General features: G+C 44.6%; 14 protein-coding genes. 7 read left to right on the top strand and 7 right to left on the bottom strand.

Annotated features, from left to right (window positions below; translation table 11 throughout):
• Positions 1-16 precede the first annotated feature (16 nt).
• Positions 17-835, bottom strand: a complete 819-nt coding sequence (locus tag BGP76_RS01230; protein ID WP_119843320.1) for a purine-nucleoside phosphorylase — start codon at positions 833-835, stop codon at positions 17-19.
• A 546-nt stretch (positions 836-1,381) separates the two neighbouring features.
• Here BGP76_RS01230 and BGP76_RS01225 point away from each other — a divergent pair.
• The 4 genes from BGP76_RS01225 to BGP76_RS01210 all read left to right on the top strand — a co-directional run bounded on the left by BGP76_RS01225 (position 1,382) and on the right by BGP76_RS01210 (position 7,195).
• Positions 1,382-2,383 (top strand): SUMF1/EgtB/PvdO family nonheme iron enzyme, encoded by a 1,002-nt coding sequence (locus tag BGP76_RS01225; protein WP_119843319.1) that lies wholly within the window; start codon positions 1,382-1,384, stop codon positions 2,381-2,383.
• 312 nt (positions 2,384-2,695) lie between these two features.
• Positions 2,696-3,379, top strand: a complete 684-nt coding sequence (locus tag BGP76_RS01220; RefSeq protein ID WP_158583983.1) for a DUF2971 domain-containing protein — start codon at positions 2,696-2,698, stop codon at positions 3,377-3,379.
• 636 nt (positions 3,380-4,015) lie between these two features.
• Positions 4,016-5,425: a cytochrome P450 gene (locus BGP76_RS01215; protein ID WP_158583981.1), complete on the top strand. Its 1,410-nt coding sequence runs from the start codon at positions 4,016-4,018 to the stop codon at positions 5,423-5,425.
• Positions 5,426-5,569: 144 nt separating this feature from the next.
• Complete coding sequence (locus BGP76_RS01210; protein ID WP_255416023.1) at positions 5,570-7,195, top strand: glycoside hydrolase 43 family protein; 1,626 nt, start codon at positions 5,570-5,572, stop codon at positions 7,193-7,195.
• Positions 7,196-7,257: 62 nt separating this feature from the next.
• Here the strand turns inward: BGP76_RS01210 and BGP76_RS01205 are convergent, their stop codons facing one another.
• The 5 genes from BGP76_RS01205 to BGP76_RS01185 all read right to left on the bottom strand — a co-directional run bounded on the left by BGP76_RS01205 (position 7,258) and on the right by BGP76_RS01185 (position 19,559).
• Positions 7,258-8,643 (bottom strand): endo-1,4-beta-xylanase, encoded by a 1,386-nt coding sequence (locus BGP76_RS01205; protein ID WP_119843316.1) that lies wholly within the window; start codon positions 8,641-8,643, stop codon positions 7,258-7,260.
• A gap of 123 nt (positions 8,644-8,766) precedes the next feature.
• Positions 8,767-12,114 carry an FG-GAP-like repeat-containing protein gene (locus BGP76_RS01200; RefSeq protein WP_119843315.1) on the bottom strand — a complete coding sequence of 1,116 codons (3,348 nt, stop codon included), beginning with the start codon at positions 12,112-12,114 and terminating at the stop codon, positions 8,767-8,769.
• A gap of 69 nt (positions 12,115-12,183) precedes the next feature.
• Positions 12,184-13,692: a RagB/SusD family nutrient uptake outer membrane protein gene (locus BGP76_RS01195; protein ID WP_119843314.1), complete on the bottom strand. Its 1,509-nt coding sequence runs from the start codon at positions 13,690-13,692 to the stop codon at positions 12,184-12,186.
• 18 nt (positions 13,693-13,710) lie between these two features.
• The gene (locus tag BGP76_RS01190; protein WP_221409832.1) at positions 13,711-16,836 is read right to left on the bottom strand and encodes a TonB-dependent receptor; all 3,126 of its coding nucleotides are present in this window, start codon (positions 16,834-16,836) and stop codon (positions 13,711-13,713) included.
• An 89-nt stretch (positions 16,837-16,925) separates the two neighbouring features.
• On the bottom strand, positions 16,926-19,559 hold the full coding sequence (locus BGP76_RS01185; protein WP_119843312.1) for a glycoside hydrolase family 3 C-terminal domain-containing protein: 2,634 nt from the start codon (positions 19,557-19,559) through the stop codon (positions 16,926-16,928).
• A gap of 38 nt (positions 19,560-19,597) precedes the next feature.
• Here BGP76_RS01185 and BGP76_RS20405 point away from each other — a divergent pair, with 38 nt between their 5' ends.
• The 3 genes from BGP76_RS20405 to BGP76_RS01170 all read left to right on the top strand — a co-directional run bounded on the left by BGP76_RS20405 (position 19,598) and on the right by BGP76_RS01170 (position 21,635).
• Entirely contained in the window at positions 19,598-19,792 is a 195-nt protein-coding gene (locus BGP76_RS20405; RefSeq protein ID WP_119843311.1) for a hypothetical protein, read from the top strand.
• A 261-nt stretch (positions 19,793-20,053) separates the two neighbouring features.
• The gene (locus tag BGP76_RS01175; protein WP_221409831.1) at positions 20,054-21,091 is read left to right on the top strand and encodes a glycoside hydrolase family 5 protein; all 1,038 of its coding nucleotides are present in this window, start codon (positions 20,054-20,056) and stop codon (positions 21,089-21,091) included.
• A gap of 223 nt (positions 21,092-21,314) precedes the next feature.
• Positions 21,315-21,635, top strand: coding sequence for a hypothetical protein (locus tag BGP76_RS01170; protein WP_119843310.1), 321 nt, complete (start codon positions 21,315-21,317; stop codon positions 21,633-21,635).
• A gap of 62 nt (positions 21,636-21,697) precedes the next feature.
• On the opposite strand, the gene BGP76_RS01165 is transcribed toward BGP76_RS01170, so the two are convergent.
• The gene (locus BGP76_RS01165) at positions 21,698-22,096 is read right to left on the bottom strand and encodes a DUF2721 domain-containing protein (RefSeq protein WP_073120098.1); all 399 of its coding nucleotides are present in this window, start codon (positions 22,094-22,096) and stop codon (positions 21,698-21,700) included.
• Positions 22,097-22,098: the final 2 nt, after the last annotated feature.

The raw sequence follows: 22,098 nt of genomic DNA, 5'->3' as shown, positions 1-22,098 counted from the left end.
ACACATATGACTGACATCAATCCGATTCGATCAGCTCACGGATCAACTGGGTCATGGCTGGCTCTGCCTTCATGGCCGCTGCGATAATGTCTTGGATTTTGACCTTCTCGATATGCCCTGGGTAGCAGAGATCCGTCATCACGGATACTGCAAAGACGGGGATATTCATCTGTCGTGCTACGATCGTCTCTGGTACAGTAGACATCCCCACGGCATCCGCGCCTATGATACGGAGAAACTTGTACTCAGCTCTCGTTTCCAGATTAGGGCCATTGACTCCTACATATACACCACGGTGCACCTTGGTATCTAGCCGCGCTGCGATCTCCAATGCACGACCAATCAACGACTGGTCATAGGGCTCACTCATATCCGGAAAACGATCCCCCAGCGCATCGATATTTTTCCCGACTAGGGGATTCTCTGTCTGGAGGTTGATATGGTCCTCAAGGATCATCAGGTGACTCTTGCCATAGTCTGGATTGAGAGCCCCTGCTGCGTTAGAGATGAACAGTTTTTGTATCCCGAGCAGTTTCATGACCCGCACCGGAAAACTCACCTGCTGCATCGTGTAGCCCTCGTAGTAGTGAAAACGCCCCTTCATCACCACCACCTGTTTGCCTCCGAGGCGACCAAAAATCAGTTTGCCCGTATGGAACTCTACCGTAGAGATCGGAAAGTGAGGAATATCCTCATAGTTGAGCTCCGCGACGATTTCGATATCGTCTACCAATGCGCCCAGCCCTGTCCCTAGGATGATCCCGTAACTGGGTGTCCAATCCACCTTGGACTGGATATATGCGGTCGCTTCTTTGATCTGCTCGTATGCTGTCATCGTCTGTATCTGTGCTATAAGGTGACTCTTCTAAGTATCTTCTAACCTGAGTTTGATTAATAAATTTGGCTATAAGGCTTCCTACAAACTTTTTCCATACCTCTATAATTAAGCTGTCACCATACGATATCGCCTTAGATTTCTCCTAATCATCGCAATGACAAAAACATCTTGATTGCTCTCCTATTAGCGCATTTAAAAAATAGAACACAGGTTTCTAAAATGAAGCTGCGAATATAATGAGGTTTTCGTTGCGATGAAGAACCTATTGGCAAGCCCAAAGCAATTGCATTTAAACCAATATGCAGCCCCTCCAAGGGTTTAACCATAAAGTCAAGGCCCTAGTTTATACCCCTACTGTGCATTATAAATACCTAACCCTTGGAGGAGTCAGTGTTTTAAAAACGACTGCCCTGAGTAAGAGAAGCCAATTACCTAATTCTAGGGATATTGCACTTTGGGACGTCCCAAAAGTTGCGCACTTCTCGTACTTCTTATATTTTCGTAATCCTCGACACGCTCAACTATACGACTTAAACATTCATCATGTACCGCAGTTTACTGACACTCCTTTTCCTGTGTATGTTTTTTTGCGCATCCGCGCAAAAAAACCACCCCGAGGCAGCAGACCCTGGGTGCTGTAGCGCCAAAACGGACTCATACTACACCTACAACAGCGAAGAAGGTCGCGTCATCTACCAACTCTATGATGTCAATAGGGCGTCAGAGAAGAGCGTCTTTTATTTAGGGAAATTTGATCCTTGGAAGGAAAATCGAAACAATCCGTTTTTCAGTCAAACCTACATCACCCCTCCAGGTACGGTCCCTATCGCGGAGGGCACCTATGTGGATCAGACCGAGGTGACGAACATAGACTATCAGGAATTTCTGTTCTATGTAGTGAAGGACTCTGGCAAATATGCGGACAAACCCTACCTACCCCAGCTCGAAACCAAGTACCGGTCAAAGTACTTTCTGAATCCTGAGTTCTACTACTATCCCGTCGTAGGCATCCGCTACGAAAACGCACGCGCCTACTGCGACTGGCGCGCCAAAAAAGTCAACCGAAACTACAAAGAGGCACTCATCAAAGACGGCAACTACTACCTCTACGCTGGCAGACTCCCTACCGAATCAGAATGGAAAAAAATGGCAGGAATCCCATCCAAAAACATCTACATCAAAAACTACAAATTGGGCAATGATGAAAAAAAACACCTCGATACCGAATGGATAGACAACCGCTTCGCTAACCCTGCGCTGCTGGATCTGGATGTCTACTTTGGCTATACCCATCATTTCAAAATAGATACCGCTGAACCGCTAGGCATTGAGATCCCAGCCTATGCCTACAGCTTCGCGCCGACTACCTCAGGCATCTATAACCTGTATGGCAATGTCAAGGAGCTCGTGCAGGGAGGCTATGCGATCGGCGGAAGTTTCATGACCGCTTTCTCGGCAGACGAACTATTCTACCCAGATGACGTGCAGGCCTATCGCATGGATGTAGGCTTCCGATGCTTGACCGAAATCAAGAAAAAATACTAATAACCTGAGTTCGGTTTTAAATAGCAGTTTCCATAAAGGGCAAGGCTGTTTTAGCCCCCTCTCCAAAGCTTGCATAAAATAGACCTTAAGACCTTGGAAAGATATTCTGATTACGCAATTATGAATCGAATTCAGGACGTACCCTTGTCTTGTCACTTTCGATCTATTACCCTATTTTACTTTCTATTACAGTTCAAAGCATATTTCATATCAAGTTCATTGAATAGAGCATGCTTTGAGAAGAGAAATAATTAAAATACAATGCGGATATGTGACGTGGTGTCACGTGTTTGGTTGTTATGTATCATGGTTATGAAGATTTATAAGTATTCTCCTTACAATGAACAAGCTGTTGACAACTTAAAAAAATATGGATTGTGGTTTAACAGTAAATTCGAAGATGATCCAAAAGACAATAATTTACCAATAGGAGAATTCAAACCTCAAGAGTCTTTAGATGATTCAATCGAATTTTTCAACCAAAACCCTGAACTCTACAATAAATATTCAAAAATATTTAAAGAGAGTCAAATACCAAGAAGGTCAGACAAACCTTTTAGCGCGGAGGAAATGATGCAAGCGTTAAAAAAAACATATCACGGTATCACATGTTTCACAACGACGGGATACAGCCAGTACATGTGGAAGAAATTTGCTGCTAAGCATTCTGGATTTTGCATGTGTTTTGATACCGATCTTGATAAAGATTTCTTTAGAGAATTGTATACTGTGCAATACGAAAAGAACCCACCCAAAATAGACTTAATGGATAACGATTTGGCCAAGCAAATGGAAGTATACTCATTAACAAAAGGAGAAGATTTTATTCCAGAAAATGAAGTAAGATTATTCAAACATGAATCAGGATTACTCAATTATAAGAGTAGAAGCTTAATAGAGATCAAATTAGGTAAATTTTTCAATGACGAAAATATTTTCACTAACCTAATAAGGCAATTTTACAAGCATGATATTTCAATAGTAAAAGGTACATAATCGAGTAGACGGCTGACGGTCAAATGACCGTCAGCGTGCCTCTCACACCACCCAGCTCTTTTAAGTCTTAGCGCAAAGCGAGACTTGAAAGCATCTATACAGGACAAGTCTTCAGACTTGCTTACTCCTAATTGGCGATCTTCATTGGCTCAATACCCAGCCATAACCATGCGTTCATCAGGAGAGGGGAATCAGAAACCAGCAGGGGATTTATTTCATCACCCAAAAACCTTCAAAACAAGCTTTTGAGCAGGCTTTATGCGCTTTGGACAAAAGCTTAGCTTACCTGAGCCTGAAGGTAAGCTTACCAGAGCCCCAACCTAAGCTTACTACAGGGTGAAACTAAGCTTACCTCGACCCTGAGGTAAGGCAACATGGGAGCCGAACTAAGCTTAGGTTGGACAGACCACCTACAGATACCTTCCTAATCGGCGGACAAGCCTCGTCTCTTCGCCCTGTCGCAATGACGTAGTAAGCCCAATCCCCCAAAACATCCGTATTTCAGCCACTTGACTAGTCCGCAATAGGTTTCTTATTGCAGAATGCAGGTTTAAATGCAATTGCCCTGCGATTCATGCCGCTTTGTATCAAATGAATATTAGTTTTATCGATACGAAAGACAATCCTCCGATACCTATGACTACATCACCCATCACCAGCAGCCAACTCCCTTCCCCTAAAGGTAAATTCATCGTAGGGCATCTACCACAGTTCAAGGCGGATAACAAGCATCAGGTCATGGAACGATGGGTCGAGGAAGTAGGAGATCTATTTACCATCAGCTTGCTCGGCAAGAAGTTCATTGTCTCAGCCAAGCCAGAGATCAACAAAGAGATTCTGCGGTTGAGACCGGGGAAATTCAGACGCTTTGATAAGATCGAAGAAATCTTGAAGGAGATGGGTATTTTGGGTGTTTTCAATGCCGAAGGTGAGGCATGGCGAAAACACCGCCTCATTACCATGCAGGCTCTCAACCGGCAAAATGTGGAAGGCTTCTTCCCTACGATCTCTAAAGTCGCAGACCGACTATGGACCAAATGGAACGCTATGGCCCAAGCAGGAGAAACCATAGATGTACAAAAAGAAATGATGCGCTACACGGTAGACATCACCACAGAGATTGCATTTGGGTATCCCATGAACACACTCGAAAAAGGCGAGGATGTGATCCAAACTCATCTAGAAAAGATATTCCCGATGATCAATGCCCGAATCACCGCACCGCTCCCACTCTGGCGACTCATCAAATCCAAAAAAGACAAGGCTTTCGATACGGCCATGGTCGAAATCAAAAGCACCGTACACCAGCTGATCGAGGAAGGGAAAAAACGCTTGGTAGAGCATCCAGAGATCAAAGACCATCCAAACAACTTCCTAGAAGCCTTGCTAGTACAGCAAGCCAACGAAGGCACGTTCAGCGATGACGAGGTGTTTGGCAATGTATTCACCATGCTACTGGCTGGCGAGGACACCACCTCGAACAGTATCTCCTGGAGCCTCTACTACTTGGCACAAAACCCAGCCATAGTGGACAAAATCCGCCAAGAAGCCAATGACATCTATAGCAACTCCCACACCCCCAGCACATACGAGGAAGCCAGTGCACTGACCTATACAGATGCCGTCGTTCAAGAATCGCTCCGCATCAAACCTGTGACACCCAACCTATACATGACCGCCCTAGAGGACGTAGAGATAGAAGGCTATCTATTCCAAAAAGGCGAAACCATCATGATGCAAAACAAGGTAGCGCAGACGCATCCAGACAACTTTATCCGACCTGACGAATTCATGCCTGAGCGGTGGATTAGCAGCGGGTGTCCCATGCATGGTGGTGCACACAGTCCTGATATGATCCGAACCTTTGGAGGTGGATCTAGATTCTGTCCAGGCAAAGGACTCGCGATGAGCGAGCTCGTGATTACCCTCTCCACGATTTGCAAAAACTTTGATTTGGAACTAGCCGTACGGCCCGAAGAAGTGAAGGAAGTATTTGCTTTCAGTATGTTTCCAGAAAACCTCCTCATTAAACTCAAAGCGGTTTAATATTCCCCTCTCGTATTAAAAAAAACATCCATCAGCTCGGCGCTTGATACACAAACACTGAATTTATTATTCAATAATTAACAACGACCCTTCGAGCCTCCTAATCGTCTATCAATTGTGAGATTATTGGGTGATATTTATGAGATGATGACATTCACAAACAAAACATCTCGATCCATTTTCGTACTGCTGTTATGGGTAGCTGCGCTCCAGAGTCAGGCACAATCTAAGGTTTGGAATCCCGACAATAACGATGGCACCTACTCCAACCCCATCATCCATGCTGACTACTCAGATCCTGATATATGTCGGGTCGGCGATGACTTTTATATGACAGCCTCCTCGTTCAACGCAGTCCCAGGGCTACCCATACTTCATTCTCGAGACCTGGTCAACTGGACGCTGATCAATCATGCACTCCCTGCCAACCAAGACTCACATTTTGACACACCACAGCATGGCAATGGCGTATGGGCACCCTCCATTCGCTATCACGAGGAACTATTCTACATCTACTGGGGCGATCCTGATCGTGGAATATTCATGGTACAGACCGATGACCCGCGCAGTGAATGGTCTGCTCCAGTCCTCGTCAAAAAAGCCTATGGCAACATAGACGCATGCCCCCTATGGGATGATGATGGCAGGATGTATCTTATTCATTCATTTGCACATAGTAGAGCGGGTGTCAAAAGTCTACTACAGGTCGTCGAGCTCACCCCCGACGGTACACAAATCTTGGACAAGGGAACTGTTGTTTTTGATGGACATCAAGACCACCCAACGATAGAAGGGCCTAAATTCTACAAACGCAATGGGTATTACTACATCTTTGCGCCAGGCGGTGGCGTCCCTACCGGATGGCAAATCATCCTCCGATCCAAAAACATCTATGGCCCCTATGAAGACAAAATAGTCCTCGCTCAGGGCAACACAAACATAAACGGCCCTCACCAAGGAGGCTGGGTAGAACTCGACAATGGAGAAAGCTGGTTCATCCACTTTCAAGACAAAGGCCCCTACGGACGAGTGCCACATCTACAACCCGTCACATGGAAGAAAGGTTGGCCTATGATGGGGATCAACCCAAACAAAGAAGGAGTCGGCGAGCCTGTACTCAACTACTCGAACCCAAAGACGAACTACGGTAACGATCAATGGACACCTCAGGACTCAGATGAATTTGACCTACCAACCTTAGGGCTACAATGGCAATGGAACGCCAACCCCCGACCACAATACGTCAGTTTGACTACTCGACCTGGTCACCTCCAGTTGACGAGCCAGCCTCTCAGTACAGTCACTCAGAACCTCTGGATGTCACCCAACATACTAACCCAGAAAATCCCCGCCATGGATTTTCTCACTACCATCAAGCTAGATGTAGCACATCTAGCAGAGGGAGAAGAAACTGGTTTGATGATTTTCGGTATGGACTATTCGGGGATAGTCGTCAGGAGAACAAATGGGGGGCTTCAAGTAGTGCAAAGCATCTGTACCGATGCTCCAAAAAACACCACCCCTAGCTATGAAGATTCAAAAGACATCAAAGCATCTACCCTATGGCTCAGCGTTCAAGTTAAAAATGGGAAGGCCAGCTACGCTTACAGTATAGATGGGGAAGCATTCGACCCCATAGGTTCAGAACAAACCATGCGAGAAGGAAAATGGGTCGGTGCTAAAATCGCACTCTATGCAAGCAAATCCAACCCCAAAGGTCTTCCAGGCTATGCAGACATAGACTGGATACGCTTGTCCGCCATAGAATAATCAAAACAAGAGAGGCTCGGAATATTCCGAGCCTCTCTTGTTTTGTTACTGATATATGAGGTTTACTCTAACCCTTCTAAGAATCCAGTGTGTGCCTTCTTGACCGAGAAGTCATTGTTGTACATCAATGGCCAATCTTGGTGACCCCAAAAATCAATCAACCAAGTATCCTGATCTCTTAGCCCCCACACCGTCAGCGCGAACTTACTTTCCTCAGGGATGGCATTATAGATTTCTACTACTTCCTTGTACTTTTCTTGTAAATCCACCGCTCTTTGCACAGTCAGCTCGCTCATATCGTTGTTAGGATTCGCTCGTATGTCTAGCTCCGAAAAATGCAGCATAAGTCCTGTATCTGTCACCTTTTTGGCAGCTGATTCTATCGTAGCTCTGTCTGGGCCATTGTAAGAGATATGCATCTGAAAACCTATCCCGTCGATCGGTACATCTCTGGCGATAAAATCCTCCGCCATGTCTATCGTCGATCCTAGCTTCGACGCATCAGTCGTCATGTTGTAATCGTTGTAGAAGATCAGAACGTCTGGATCAGCTTCGCGTGTCCACTTGTAGCACTTTTCGATGTAGTCATCTCCCATTTTTTGTCTGAAGACACTGTTTCTCAAATTACCCGATCCATCTTCGAATGCCTCATTGACTACATCCCAAGACTTTATCTTTCCTTTGTAACGTGTCACAGTCGTGATTATATAATCCTTGACCATCGCCTCAAACTCAGCATCTGTACCTGCAAAATCTTCTACCCATGCTGGCGTAGAATTATGCCAGATCAGCGAATGCCCATGAATCTCCAAACCATTGGTCTCCGCAAACTCAACCAGCTCGTCGGCACGAGTGAAGTCATAGCCTGCACTTGAGGGGTACATCACACTCATTTTCATCTCCCACTCGGCAGTGATTTGATCAAACTCTTTCGTCAATATCGTGAGATAATCCCCCGTCAATCGACTCGTCTGCACCGCCATCCCTACAGAGAAAGTCGTAGCGACCTCCTTGAGCGCCGTCTCCGGCTCAGGGCCTTCTTCGTCTAAAGTAGTCGCCATGACCACATTAGAATAAGCCGATATCTCCTCTCCAACAACGGTTCTCATCCGTGCAAAATAAGGCGTATTCAAAGTCAAACCATCGACATCCAACAGCACGCCATAAGCAGTCCACGGATCATAGCTAGACACGAGGTTGTCAAACGCTTCATCTGTAGCGACCTCTACGAGATAGTTGTCCGCTCCAGAGACTTTGTTCCATGAGAGACTAAAACTCTCCTGCGTAATACCAGATGCTGGATTGAGCGTTGGAGGTACCACCTGAACGGCTTCCTCTTCCTTACCTCCATCATCGCTACACGAACTCATCATAAACAGCACCACCCAAACTAACAACAGGGTTACGATCTGTTTCCATGCTCTAAAATTCCTCATTACTTCTTTCATTTTTCTTCTTATTCACTTTAACAAAATAGCCCTATTCTACTCCACGTCTCTGCGTGCATAGAATAAAATTTAACTTAGATTGAGTTCTTTTGATTCAAAATAAAACACCACACCAAAAGCTCTTTATTGCTTATCCTTTTCTTCTAACAAGTATAACCGTCCCCCATTGTTGGCAACCACCACACCCGACTGACTGCCTAACTGAATTGCTACTGCCTTCTTGCTATCATGTGGAATAAAAACACCACTCTCGCTCATAGACACCACCTCAAAACCATCTTTTCCATCTCCTCTGAGTAGTAACCCCAAGCCAGCATCATTCCGTGGCGTCTCCACTTCGCTCGCATATAGATTTCCTACTAGGAGGATATCCAGTTTGTCATCATGATCAAAGTCACGGATGACTAAATCATTAACCGTACTCAATTGAGCCTCATTGGGCAAAGCAGTCAACTTCATCTTTCCATTTCCTTGGTTTTCTATATACACGCTAGCAAAACGCTCTACACTGTGATTCAAAGAAGTCTCCAAATCCTCCGCACCATACACGTCCACTACGCTTGCCTGAGAGAAAGACTGATAGTCCTTGAATTTCTTTTTGATACTAGGAATCTGCTGAGACGAACACCCACGCCCACGCACAGGGTATTCTTCTCCAAAATTATGATAGCTCAGTACGATATCCTTTTGGCCGTTGCTATCAAAGTCACTGGCGTAAATATTGAAACTCGCCTCGGGACTCGCCTGGTACTTGTAGTTCTTGCCTAGGTTGCCAAGTACATAGTCTAAATCACCATCTTGATCAAAATCGGCCTGATCTATACTAAACCACCAGCCGGTCGTGTTCCCCTCGAAATAATCCGCAGATTGATTGACAAAAACTCCATCACGCTGTGCAAACACGGTAATAGGCATCCACTCACCCACCAAAATCAAATCCTGAGTTCCGTCCTGATCGATATCTGTCCATAGCGCATCTGTGACCATTCCCACATCGGATAGTCCTGGCGCTACACGCTCAGTCACATCTTCGAATAACAGTTTACCAGACTCCAGTTTGTTTTCCAATACGTAGGACTGCCCCGCCTCTGGGTAGCTCCTAGGACTGTGTCGTCCCCCGACGAACAAATCTAAATCTCCATCCCTATCATAGTCATAGGCTCTCACACACGAGCCGCTTCCTGTCAGCTCTGGCTGTGAATCCATCGCCCGTTTTAGGCTACCCGCCTCATTGAGGTATATTCTATCTTGATAGTTTTGACTACCTCTTTCATAGGCATTTCCTCCACTAACCACATACAAGTCCAAGTCACCGTCTGCATCTAGATCTAGCCAAGCGGCATCCATATCCTCGTAGTTTTTGTCCCGTTCATCTTGAAAACTGACTGGACTAAATGTACCATCAGCTGACTGCACCATTACCTGTCCCAAAGAACCAACCGCTCCTCCTACATACACATCATCCAAGCCATCACCATTCATATCACCCACTGCTAGCGCTGGACCAAAATTGGACATCTTGTGAGGAAGTAAAACCTGAAACATAAAGTCATCGAATGCGTTTTCCTGATGAACAAAATCCATCTGAGCAGCCATAGTTATGTCCTCAAAAATGGTTTCGCCTTTCCCTTCCTTCTGTTTAGCTGGCTGTGTCGCTTCGTCCTGAACGAGCTTGATAGACGTATTCACTTCAATATCATTGAGCGTCTGCATTCGCCCATCAGGCCATTCGACACACAAAGAATCTACGAGCTGAGCAGTCCCCAAACCAAAGAGCAATTGAGGCTCTACAGAAGACTGAAATCCCCTAGCCAGTACCATCTCCATTACTTGCATCATGCCATCACTCCATACATAGGCTTTTGCACCGACACCTAGCGGATTAGCCGCAGACCCTTGGAATTTAACTTTCAGATAGCTTTTGCTTTCACTCGCATGATTTTGATAGATACCTACTGGCTCATCGATGTTATTGACGATCAAATCCCAATCACCATCATTGTCCAAATCTGCGTAGGCAGCACCATTAGAAAAGCTTTTGTCATCCAGTCCCCACTCTTTCATCCTTTTGGAGAAAGTCAAATCACCATTGTTTTGAAATACATAGTTCGTGATAGCCTCTGATGGCATTTTCTTTACGTTTTCGACAGGTATTTTGTCTCGCTCGGATGAGGAAGGAAAGTACACCTCGTCTTTCTCTAGTTTCTTAAAAAAGTCATTGTTATTGATATCTCGACGTGTGCCATTGGTAATGAAGACATCTTTCCAGCCGTCATTGTTGAGGTCGACAAACAAAGGTGCCCAACTCCAGTCTGTAGACGACATCCTGGCATACCAAGCCACATTGCTGAGTTGAGGTAAGCCATTTGCATCCAAGCCACGATTGAGCTGTAGGGAGTTGTACATATACTGGTGATGCAATCCCAAGTCTACCAGTTCGTAAAAACTAGCGGGGTTCATTCCTGACATATTTTCTTTGGATCGACGGTTGTCCTCAGGCGCCATATCGACTTGGATCACATCCATCAGACCATCATTGTTGTAATCAGCTATGTCTGATCCCATACCATAGAATGAAGTCTGTCGAGTCACCACCTTAGACTGATCGGTAAATGTGCCGTCTCCATTGTTCATGTAAATAAAATCAGGACTTGCAAAGTCATTGGATACGTAAATATCCTGCCAGCCATCATTATTTATATCCGCTACAGAGGCACTCAGTGACAACCCAAAATTGAGCACACCCGCTTCCTTTGTCACATCCGAAAAGCTACCGTCACCATTGTTTCGGTAGAGGTGATCTGAATCTTTGCTTTTAGCATTTCGGTTCATCTGGGCGTAGTAAAAATTAGGAGAGTCAAAACGTGTAATGGGATAGTTGGCTACATAAAGATCCAAATCTCCGTCTTTGTCATAGTCAAAAAACGCAGCTTGGGTACTGTGTCCTGTATCAGCTATACCATACTGCTCGGCTTGATCCTCGAACAATGGCACACCCGCATCATTGTTTCCCATATTGATCAAGAGAATGTTTTTACATAAATCGGTCTGACCTGACACACTGATATAAAGATCTACCTTGCCATCCGTATTGACATCACATATGGTCACACCCTGCATCCAGCGTGTATCACCAGCGGTCTGAGACAGTGCTGTAACGTCCTCAAAGGTAAAATCACCTTTCCCTAGGTAGAGTTTGTTATCCACCATGTTGCCAGTGAAAAAAATATCGTTGAACCCATCGCGATTGAAATCAGCGACAGCTACTCCCCCTCCCATGTAGATGTAGGGGTAATTGAAGTAATTGAGTGTATCTGTTTCGGTGAGGGTGTTTTCGAAGCGTACAGATGACACAGCGGGTGAGACCTTCTCGAATAAGGTAGTAGAGGGGAGAGGTTGCTTAGACTCATCACATGCGAACAGGGATAAGACCAAAAGGATAATTAAATACTGTTTGTAATTGTGTGCCATAAACCTCATTTGGTAAAAAAAAGGAATGGCTGATACCAGCCATTCCTTTACGATTATTACTCAATCTATTTAATAACCAAAATTCTGATCATCATTAGAAAGACTACTATTAAAATTAATCTCTTGCTGCGGGATAGGGAAAACCTCATGCTTTCCTGCTTCGAACCCGAAAGTACTTAGCTCCTGCTCAGCCAAACCCCATCGAACCAAATCCGGAAATCTCACCTGCTCACCAGCCAGCTCTACCATACGCTCATGTACGATCGCATCAAAAATCTGTGCTTTCGTACCTACTGGATATCCAGCGGCATCCATCACGGCGGTACCATAATTAGGCATACCTACACGGTCTCTGACCTCATTTAGATAACCGACCGCATCTGCTGCTGTTCCTACTTCGTTCTCGATCTCTGCCATCATCAACAGTACATCCGCATAACGAATGACCCTGAAGTTGATCCCAGATTCTTGATTTTCATTGGCATCCTTATAGTAGTTGCTATACTTTCTCCACGCTTGAGTACGCTGTACCGCTGGGTCTCCATAGGCAGGAAGGCTCACTGTCCCTCCAGCAAATGCATCTCCATTGAAATAAAAATTACCGCTCAACCTAGGATCCCCTGTTTCGAACTCTGCAACCAAAGCATCTGATGGATAAGCATTGTACCAGTCATTCCATCCATACTCCTGTCCACGGAAAGTACTGGCGATAAATCCACTACCCGAAGCGTCAGAATTCCACTGGTCAGACTTCCCTACAGCTATATCATAAGACACTTCAAAAATTGACTCTGCATTGAACTCAGTCTCTTCCAAGAAATTGTCAGTATAATCCGCTACCAAAGAATAATCTCCGAGGATATTGTTAAAAGCCGTTTTCGCAGCGCCATAATTGCCGCGATACAATTCCATTTTACCCATCAAAGCATAAGCAGCTCCACTGGTAGCTCTACCGTTTTCTGCATCACCTGCCGCGAACAACTTATCAGCAGCATCAGTTAAATCCAGTATGATCTGGTCATACACTGCACTCACGGGGCTCTTCGGTGTTCCTTCACCCGAAGTAGGTGTCGTGATGACCAACGGGATGTCTCCAAACCGAGTACCCAACAAGAAGTAATAATAAGCTCTCATGAACTTAGCTTCTCCGATAAAGTTATCCTTCATCGCATCAGTAAAGTCAGCCGAAACGATAGCTCTGATTTTTTCTTCGTTATCGATCACATAGTTACACTTGTTGATTCCACGGTAGCAACTCTCCCAGTATGCTCTAATCAATCCATGACTCGGATCGAAAGTAAAGTTCAAATACTGCACCTTATCTGCTTCCAGTTGTGGGTTTCCAGAATTCTCATGAGACATGTTATCCATAGAGAAAAACATCCCTCTAGAATACAATCCTCTCGTCTGAAGGTTGGCATACACAGCATTGACCGCAGACTGTGCTTGCGCCTGAGTCACCAAAAATGTCTCAGGAGACAAATCGTTCGGGTTGGTCAACTCCAACTTATCTTGATCACAGGCATTGAGTGCCAATAAAGACATCAATCCTGCTATTATATATCTGTTAAATTTCATAATGATTCCTGTTTACGATTAAAATGTGATTTCAATCCCTGCAATGAATGACTTAGGCATAGGGTAATTACCTCTATCTACCCCAGACTCAAAGTTGCCCGTAGGCTGTCCGTTGGCATTAGTAGGGGTAGAACCAATAGCACCAGGAGGAGAGTTTACTTCTCTATTGGAATAGGCTCCTACCTCTGGATCCAGTCCTGAGTATTTGGTAAATGTCAATAGGTTTTGCGCACTCACATAGACTCTACAGTTGGTAAAGATGTCACCTACCCCTCCTAGTCTCGTCAAGTCATAGCCCAAGGTCACGTTTCTTAATCGAGAGAAAGAACCATCCTCTACGAAACGACTAGATGTCTGTAGGTTAGTACCTGCCCCTCCAGCTCTAGGTATGGAATTGGACGAACCGTCTCCTGTCCATCTGTCCAGTACTGCTGTACCCGAGTTGAACAATCTCGGCATCCCTTCCAAATCATAGATGTTGGTATTGTAGATTTCGTTTCCAGAGACTCCATTAAAGAAAAGACTAAAGTCAAGTCCTTTGTAGGATGCAGCGAGGTTCAAACCGTATGTAAACTTAGGGAAAGGGTTGCCTATGAAGGTACGATCATCATCTGTGATTTCTCCGTTACCATCTACATCTACTATTCTAAAATCACCTGGTTCAGCATTGGGTTGCGTCGCATGAGCATCTATTTCTCCTTGATTTTGGAATATCCCGTCGAACTGCCATCCATAGAATTGGAATGCAGGATGTCCAACTTCTGTTCTAGAAATATCCTGTCCTTCGAATGTCGCTCCTGTGATCGCATCGTTTTCTCCTAGATCCAACACTTCATTTTTACTGGTGCCGAACAGCAGTGATGCTGACCACTGAAAGTCACCCTCGAAATCTTGGAATCCTAAATTCAACTCGACCCCTTTGGTCTCCATCTGCCCGATATTCTCTGTTACACTTCCATTATGGAACCCAGAAGAAAGTGGTAGTACACGTGGCATCAAGATGTCGCTACTCTTATTGATATAGTATTCGGCTGCTAAAGTGAACTGATTGTTCAACAAACCTAGATCCAAACCAATGTTCGTCATGGCGGTTTCCTCCCACTTCAAATCAGGATTAGCCAACCCAGAAGCAGTGGCTCCTAACGCATCGCCTCCATTGATTCCATAGTGGAAATTGGATACAACATTAGTAGAGTATAGATAGTTACCGATATTATCGTTTCCTGTTTTACCCCAGCTACCTCTTAATTTCAAATTACTGATGGCACTAACTCCCTGTAAGAATGGTTCTTCGCTCACTCTCCAACCTGCTGATACTGACGGGAAAGTACCCCATCTGTTGTTCGCACCAAATCTCGAAGAAGCATCCGTACGGATGGACGCCCCTACCAAATACTTACCATCATAGTTGTAGTTGATTCTACCCAAGTAACCTACTCTGATATACTCATTGGTATAAGAAGAAAGGTTAACATCCGTAGTAGAAACCTGATTCACATCATCCGAAATCTCATTGTTACTTCTCGCGTTCAGGTTTTGTGTGATCGTAGAAGTCTGCTCTGCTAGTGCTAGCAACTCTAGGTTGTGCTTTTCTGCAAAAGTCTTCTTATAGTTCAAACTGTTGGTGAAAATAACTGTCTGTAAAGACCCCTGACTATGACCTATTAGCGCAAAATTTTGTGCATGGGTCGCTCCATCACTATCATCATCGTACGATGGTTTGAATAATCTGTAATCGAAATTCTGGAATTCACCACCAACCTGCGATTTAAAATTCAATCCCGAAATGATCTCATATTGCGCATAGATATTACCGATAACCGTCATGCGCTTATCCGAGATAGACCCCATCTCCAAAACTCTTACTGGGTTTTCAGCATCTTGACCATCAATAGAACTGTTAGGCCCTTGGTAACCACCAAGGTTATTCTCGTTGTACACTGGCAAGTATGGTGCAGATTTGATCGCGTGTTCTATCACTGATCGTCCACCATTACTTGTTTCAGGATTTTGTTCACTGACAGAAATCGATACGTTCTCACCGATCTTCAATTTGCCTAGGTTAAAATTACTATTGGCTCTGAAGTTATACCTATCCATACCTGTACTGATGATAATTCCTTCCTGAGACAGGTATCCTCCAGAAATTCTAAAGGCACTGTTTTCACCTCCACCAGATACACCTACATTGTAACTTTGCATTGCGCCCTGCTGAAAAATCTCATCTTGCCAGTCCGTGTCATTTTCTAACATAGCTGAATACTGTGGATCGGTCATTCTGGTAGGAGCTCCAAATGCATCAGTTGCATATTGAATATACTCATCCGTATCCAGCAAGTCATATCGGTTGGAAGTCCACTGTGTACCTGCATATGCGTTGATATCTACAGTCACCTTACCAGCCTGACCGCCTTTGGTTGTGATCATAATCACACCATTAGACCCCTTGGATCCATATACAGCAGTCGTCGACGCATCTTTCAACACCTGAATCGACTCAATATCATTAGGGTTAAGACTGCCCATACCGGATGATATCACTCCATCGATCACATACAAAGGGCCGTTGTTACTGGTACTATTGAGACCTCTAATGGTCACAGTAGGAGATGTCCCTGGTGATCCATTGTTGATCACAGTCACACCTGCTGCTCGACCTTGTAGCGCCTGATCGGCTGTTGCTACAGGTACGGACACCACGTCTTTGGAGGATACTGAACTAATCGCACCAGTCACTTCTGATCTGCGCTGCTCACCATACCCTACTACCACTACTTCTTCTAGTGATTTCACATCGAGTGCCATGCTTACATCCACAGTAGATCTACCAGAGATAGGCGCTTCCTGTGTCAAGTATCCTATGAAACTAAACACCAAAGTGCCCGCTTCGTCTGCCGTGATGGTATAGTTACCATCCAAATCTGTCACTGTACCAGTCGCCGATCCTTTGATGAGGACGTTGACACCTGGTAGACCCGATCCATCATCGGCATCTGTGACTTTTCCTTTGACCGTAATGTCATCCATACTCATGGTTCGAGACGAAGCGTGCGTCATCACGCCTGTCATCAATAGACACTGTATCAAAACAATCGATAGCACTGCTCTTTTGAGAGCAATTACTTTTAGTAATCGTTTTTTCATAATAGTTTGCTTTTAGTAATTAAATAGTAAGTCGAATTCTCAGAATTCGATGCGGCTGGGACTACTCCAATAGTCCCAGCCTATATCTGTTATAGGATATTCACTGTTTTGGTTAACACTTGCGAACTCTTCGCATCAGCCACGCCTTCAAATCCTGGCTGCTTTCCTCCTACTATTACTTCCAACTCCCCTGGCTCTACGATCACCTGTCCGTCTTGTGTGATCTGTGCATATTGCTCTGCAGAGATTTCAAAACTCACGTTTTGGCTCTGCCCTTTTTCTAGCGCAATTCTTTCAAACCCTACCAGCGATCTCTTCGCTGCATTCGGGTTATTCTTTCTATTTGACACATACAACTGTACCACTTCCTCTCCTGCTCTGTCCCCTGTATTGGTCACGGATACTGACACAGTCATGACATCCCCCGCTTTGGTCTCCGCTACATCGAACTGATCATAAGCGAAACTGGTATAGCTCAACCCGTGACCAAAAGGAAACAAAGGCTCTCCTTCGAAGTATTTATAAGTTCGATTCGTCATGTCGTACGTTTTAAAATCTGGTAGATCCTCCGTTGACTTGTAGAAAGTCACAGGCAGTTTACCTCCTGGATTGTAATCCCCAAATAGCACATCGGCTATCGCCTCTCCACCAAACTCACCTGGATACCAGGCCTCTAGAATAGCGGGGACGTTCTCAGCAGCGAAATTCACTGCCAAGGCGCTCCCGTTCATCAAAACTACTACCGTCGGTTTGTTCAATTGATAGATTGCTTTTAGCAGCTTTCGCTGTGAAGCTGGTAGCTGAATGTCTGATCGATCTCCCGAATCAAACCCTTCTAACACTACAGGCATTTCTTCTCCTTCGATATCTGGCGTCAATCCAAGGCACATCACCACTACATCTGCTTGCTGAGCTGCTGCGATAGCTGGAGTCAACAGGTCTTCATTCAATTTTGCCCATAGCAATTGTGCCTGTGGATCAGCATGGAAGTTGTAATAATCGATTTTGATATCATACGACTGACCAGCAGTCAATTCCATATCATAGTATTTCATCGTAGGGTGGTGATCATCTTGGAAGTCAATTCTCAATTCACCGTTGATGTACACTTTGCCTACATTACAGGCTCTGAACCCAATACGGTAGGTTCCCGACTGATCTGCCACGAGCTGACCTGTCCATCTAACCGTAAACGTATCAGTTGCCAATTCTTTGATCGGTCTATCTAACCATACAAAGTCCACCGTCTCGTCGGTCCGTGAGATACTTGGGTCTCCCTCCCATTTTTCGTTCGGAAAATATTCGCCTTTCAGTCCATTCTTTTCACCAGACCTTAAATTCTGACTAGGGATGGGCGTCAACAGTGGCCAGCCTTCGGCTACTGCAGATCCTTTAGCATAGATCACTTTGGCATTGGGCAACTTCGACTTGATCCCTTGATAAGGAGTAACCTGACTAACAGGCGTACCATGGTAATTGCCTAACAGCGATTGCTTGTCATTGGCATTGGGTCCGATGACCGCCACAGTCGATACCTCCTTGCTCAGTGGCAATAAGTTTCCTTCGTTCTTTAGCAACACCATAGACTCTAAAGCTGCTTTCTTGGATAGCTTGTGATGCTTTTCACTCGCTACCACACTATATGGAATGCTAGCATAAGGCACCAAACTTTCATCATCGAACATTCCTAACTTGAACCGTGCTGCCATCAATCTAACGAGCGCTTGGTCTACTTCCGATTCATCGATGAGTTCTTTGAGTACTGCTTCGCTCAGGTTCGGGTCATAGGTATCTCCACAGTTGAGATCTGTTCCGCTTTTTACCGCGAGAGCAGACGCCTCCTCTGGCGAGTCTGATACTCCATGTCGATTAGGCATATAAAAATCGTTGATCGCCCAGCAGTCTGACACGACATAGCCGTCAAATCCCCATTCATTTCTTAATATATTAGTCAGCAGCAGATTGCTACCGCAACACGCCTCGTCTCTATATCTATTGTAAGCACACATGACAGACTGCACATTAGCTTCTTTGATCGCTGATTTAAAAGCTGGAAGGTATGTTTCTTTTAAGTCCTTGTCAGAGGTTTGATAGTTGTCTTCGTGTCTTGATTTTTCAGGACCACTGTGCACTGCGAAATGCTTGGCCGTGGCGACTACTTTCAAATATTTCGGATCATCACCTTGTAGTCCTTTGATAAACTCCACACCCATGCGGCTGGTCAAATAGGGATCTTCTCCATAAGTTTCCTGACCTCTGCCCCATCTCGGATCACGAAAGATGTTAATATTAGGTGTCCAGAACGTCAACCCTTGATATATCCCTCTTTTATTTTCGCTGATAAACTTATGATGCTTGGCACGTGCTTCGTCCGAGATCACTGTAGCGACATTAGACATCAGATTCACATCCCAAGTAGCTCCCATTCCTATTCCTTGTGGAAAAACCGTTGACACACCTGCTCGACCTACTCCATGCAAGCACTCATTCCACCAGTTGTATCTCGGGATACCCAAACGAGGTACCGCAGGCGCGTCATACTTCATTTGAGACACCTTCTCTTGTAAGGTCATTTGATTCACCAGGTCGATCGCCCTTTCTTCTGGGGCTAGATCAGGGTTCATATACGCATACTGGTAGGCATTCTCCTGACTACACATGGACAACCCCATCAACACTACTACCGCCGCTACTGCGCGTACTACTTTAATCATGTTCTTCATAAATTCACTGTTAACACTACTAGTTTTACAAAAATGAAATGAGGACAAAAAACAGAGCGACCAATGCCAAAACCAACAACCCATCCATCAGCCATTGCCATTTTCGCTTACTCTTCATTTTTATTCCTAATTATTTCAAAATCGTAGAAGCAATTAACAGAAGTATCTCTTCTAGAAATAGCACAAATCAAGCATATACCATCAATTTTGATGCGAATCAGCAGGCTCTATAGGTTTATGCATCATTTGTTTCAGTTCATGCATCATGCGTACTATTTCAGGCTGACCTAGAACACATATGGACTTTTCTTCTTTCATTTCCCTTCTAAAAAAATTACACTAAACAATGCCCACCTTAACCAACCACCTATTAATCAGTACAGTTACAAAAACACGCAGAGTATTTACAGTCGTCATTTGGGATATTCAAGCACCCTTGCTTACAGTCGTCGATTTACATTTGAGAAATAATTATTGACATAAACACTTTACAAATGAACTTTCGAACCATTGGAATTCTATGCCTATGCATGATGCTAGTTTTCGCTTGCTCTACAACAGAAGACACTTCTGAAGAAGGTGCCAAAACAGAAACGGTAATAGAAGAAACAGAGCACCCCACACTAAGTCCCATAGAGCAACATGGCAATCTACAAGTCAAAGGACATCAGCTACTCAACGAACACGGAGAAGTCGCTCAACTCCGAGGCATGTCTTTCTTTTGGAGCCAATGGCAGGGACAGTTCTACAATAAAACCATCGTCGATTATCTAGCAGACGACTGGCAGTGTGATATCATTCGCGCCGCGATGGGAGTAAACCACGGTGGATATATCGAAAACCCAGAAGTCGAACTACAAAAGGTAGATCAACTCATCCAAGCAGCTGTAGACAATGGTCTCTACGTGATCATCGACTACCACGCACATACAGCATCTGAAGATGTCGAGTCGGCAGTTGATTTCTTTAGCCAGATGGCAAAAAAATATGGACACCTACCGAATGTCATCTATGAGATTTACAACGAACCTCTAGAGGATTCTTGGGCGGATGTGCTCGTGCCCTATGCGCAATCCGTAATCGCTGCGATCCGCCAGCACGACCCTGACAATCTCGTTCTCTGTGGTACACGCACTTGGTCTCAGCGTGTAGACGAAGTGGCTCAAAAACCTCTAGAAGACAACAATGTGGCCTATGTCTTACACTTCTACGCTGGCACGCATAAACAAGATTTAAGAGATATCGGAGATCGTGCCATTGCTGCAGGCACCTGTATTTTCGTATCTGAGTTTGGTGTGATCAATGCCGATGGGGATGGAGACATCAACTATGCCAGTACCAAAGAATGGATGCAATGGATGGACAAGCACCAGCTTTCGTGGTGTAACTGGGCCGTCTCTGAAAAAGAAGAAGGCGCATCTATCTTCTTACCTGGTACGACAAGCAATCAAACACCTACAGCAGGAAGCCTAACCGAATCAGGACTATATCTGCGCAACATACTACGAAACAGAAACTACGACCAGCCTTAATAGAAGGCTTCACTCAGGCCGATAGGTCTGGGTGAAGCCTCTCTCCAGATTATTCCTCCCGCTTACTTAAGCAACACATTGATACGTTCATTTTTAAATCGCAAGAGTTAAGACTGAGGAGATCATTAACTAAATTATTAGCCGCCTGCTTTCTTTTCTTGAGCAAGAGGTTTTATCATTGCCTGTTTATTAAAGGTTAACAATTAGAATAAACCATATCACTATGTTTAAATCATTAGGTGCTTTCATCAGCGGGTTGTTTGCGTCAGAACCCAAGGAACTAATCGTTAAGATCTCCAAGGAAAACCAATCTGGGTTATACAAAACCCTAGAACTAGCTAAAAAAGTAGAAGAAGAGAAAAAGAAACAAGCCATTCTAGCTGAAAAAAGAGCTAAAATAGAGGCTGAGAAAAAAGCAAAATTAGAAGCAAAACAGGCTGCTGAAAAAGCCAAAATGGAAGCAAAAAAAGCAGCAGAAAAAGCTAAACTGGAGGCAAAAAAAGCAACCGAAGAGGCCAAAGCTGCTCAGAAAAAGAAAAAGTAAACCACTATCAACTTATTAACCACAGGTGCAAGCAATCGCTTGTGCCATTTACAGGCTTTTACTCACCGAGCGTCTTCCATATCACTCAACTCAATGTTGAGTGCCCGAGTTGAAATCTGAATTTCGATCAGGGAAAATGTTAGAGAAATCAGTAAAGACACTAGACTGGCTCCAAACAAATAATTGGCGATAATGTGGCTCTTTTGGAAAAGTGCAATCATACAAGCCACCGTCAAAAGGAAACTGAGTACCCCCATCGCCTGCATTCGCCTCACAAGATTTAACCTCTTGCGTAGGTTGTTGATCTGATCGACTACCAACTTCAAATCATTGTTTTTTTGATACTCCGAGTGCAATCCTCGAATCAAGGTAGCCAATGCTAAAAAGCGATTGGTATAGGCCAGTAGTAACAAGGTAATGGCGGGGAATAATAAAGCCGGTGTAGAAATATCCAGCTCCATCG

The organism is Reichenbachiella sp. MSK19-1, from assembly GCF_003590315.1.
Classification (GTDB): Bacteria; Bacteroidota; Bacteroidia; order Cytophagales; family Cyclobacteriaceae; genus Reichenbachiella; species Reichenbachiella agariperforans.
This window is presented reverse-complemented; position numbering and strand designations above follow the sequence as displayed.

Excerpts from the sequence above, each read along its gene's own strand:
- BGP76_RS01230 (WP_119843320.1), bottom strand. The coding sequence starts at position 835 with ATGACAGCATACGAGCAGATCAAAGAAGCGACCGCATATATCCAGTCC.
- BGP76_RS01225 (WP_119843319.1), top strand. The coding sequence starts at position 1,382 with ATGTACCGCAGTTTACTGACACTCCTTTTCCTGTGTATGTTTTTTTGC.
- BGP76_RS01220 (WP_158583983.1), top strand. The coding sequence starts at position 2,696 with ATGAAGATTTATAAGTATTCTCCTTACAATGAACAAGCTGTTGACAAC.
- BGP76_RS01215 (WP_158583981.1), top strand. The coding sequence starts at position 4,016 with ATGACTACATCACCCATCACCAGCAGCCAACTCCCTTCCCCTAAAGGT.
- BGP76_RS01210 (WP_255416023.1), top strand. The coding sequence starts at position 5,570 with ATGATGACATTCACAAACAAAACATCTCGATCCATTTTCGTACTGCTG.
- BGP76_RS01205 (WP_119843316.1), bottom strand. The coding sequence starts at position 8,643 with ATGAAAGAAGTAATGAGGAATTTTAGAGCATGGAAACAGATCGTAACC.
- BGP76_RS01200 (WP_119843315.1), bottom strand. The coding sequence starts at position 12,114 with ATGGCACACAATTACAAACAGTATTTAATTATCCTTTTGGTCTTATCC.
- BGP76_RS01195 (WP_119843314.1), bottom strand. The coding sequence starts at position 13,692 with ATGAAATTTAACAGATATATAATAGCAGGATTGATGTCTTTATTGGCA.
- BGP76_RS01190 (WP_221409832.1), bottom strand. The coding sequence starts at position 16,836 with ATGAAAAAACGATTACTAAAAGTAATTGCTCTCAAAAGAGCAGTGCTA.
- BGP76_RS01185 (WP_119843312.1), bottom strand. The coding sequence starts at position 19,559 with ATGAAGAACATGATTAAAGTAGTACGCGCAGTAGCGGCGGTAGTAGTG.
- BGP76_RS20405 (WP_119843311.1), top strand. The coding sequence starts at position 19,598 with ATGAGGACAAAAAACAGAGCGACCAATGCCAAAACCAACAACCCATCC.
- BGP76_RS01175 (WP_221409831.1), top strand. The coding sequence starts at position 20,054 with ATGAACTTTCGAACCATTGGAATTCTATGCCTATGCATGATGCTAGTT.
- BGP76_RS01170 (WP_119843310.1), top strand. The coding sequence starts at position 21,315 with ATGTTTAAATCATTAGGTGCTTTCATCAGCGGGTTGTTTGCGTCAGAA.
- BGP76_RS01165 (WP_073120098.1), bottom strand. The coding sequence starts at position 22,096 with ATGGAGCTGGATATTTCTACACCGGCTTTATTATTCCCCGCCATTACC.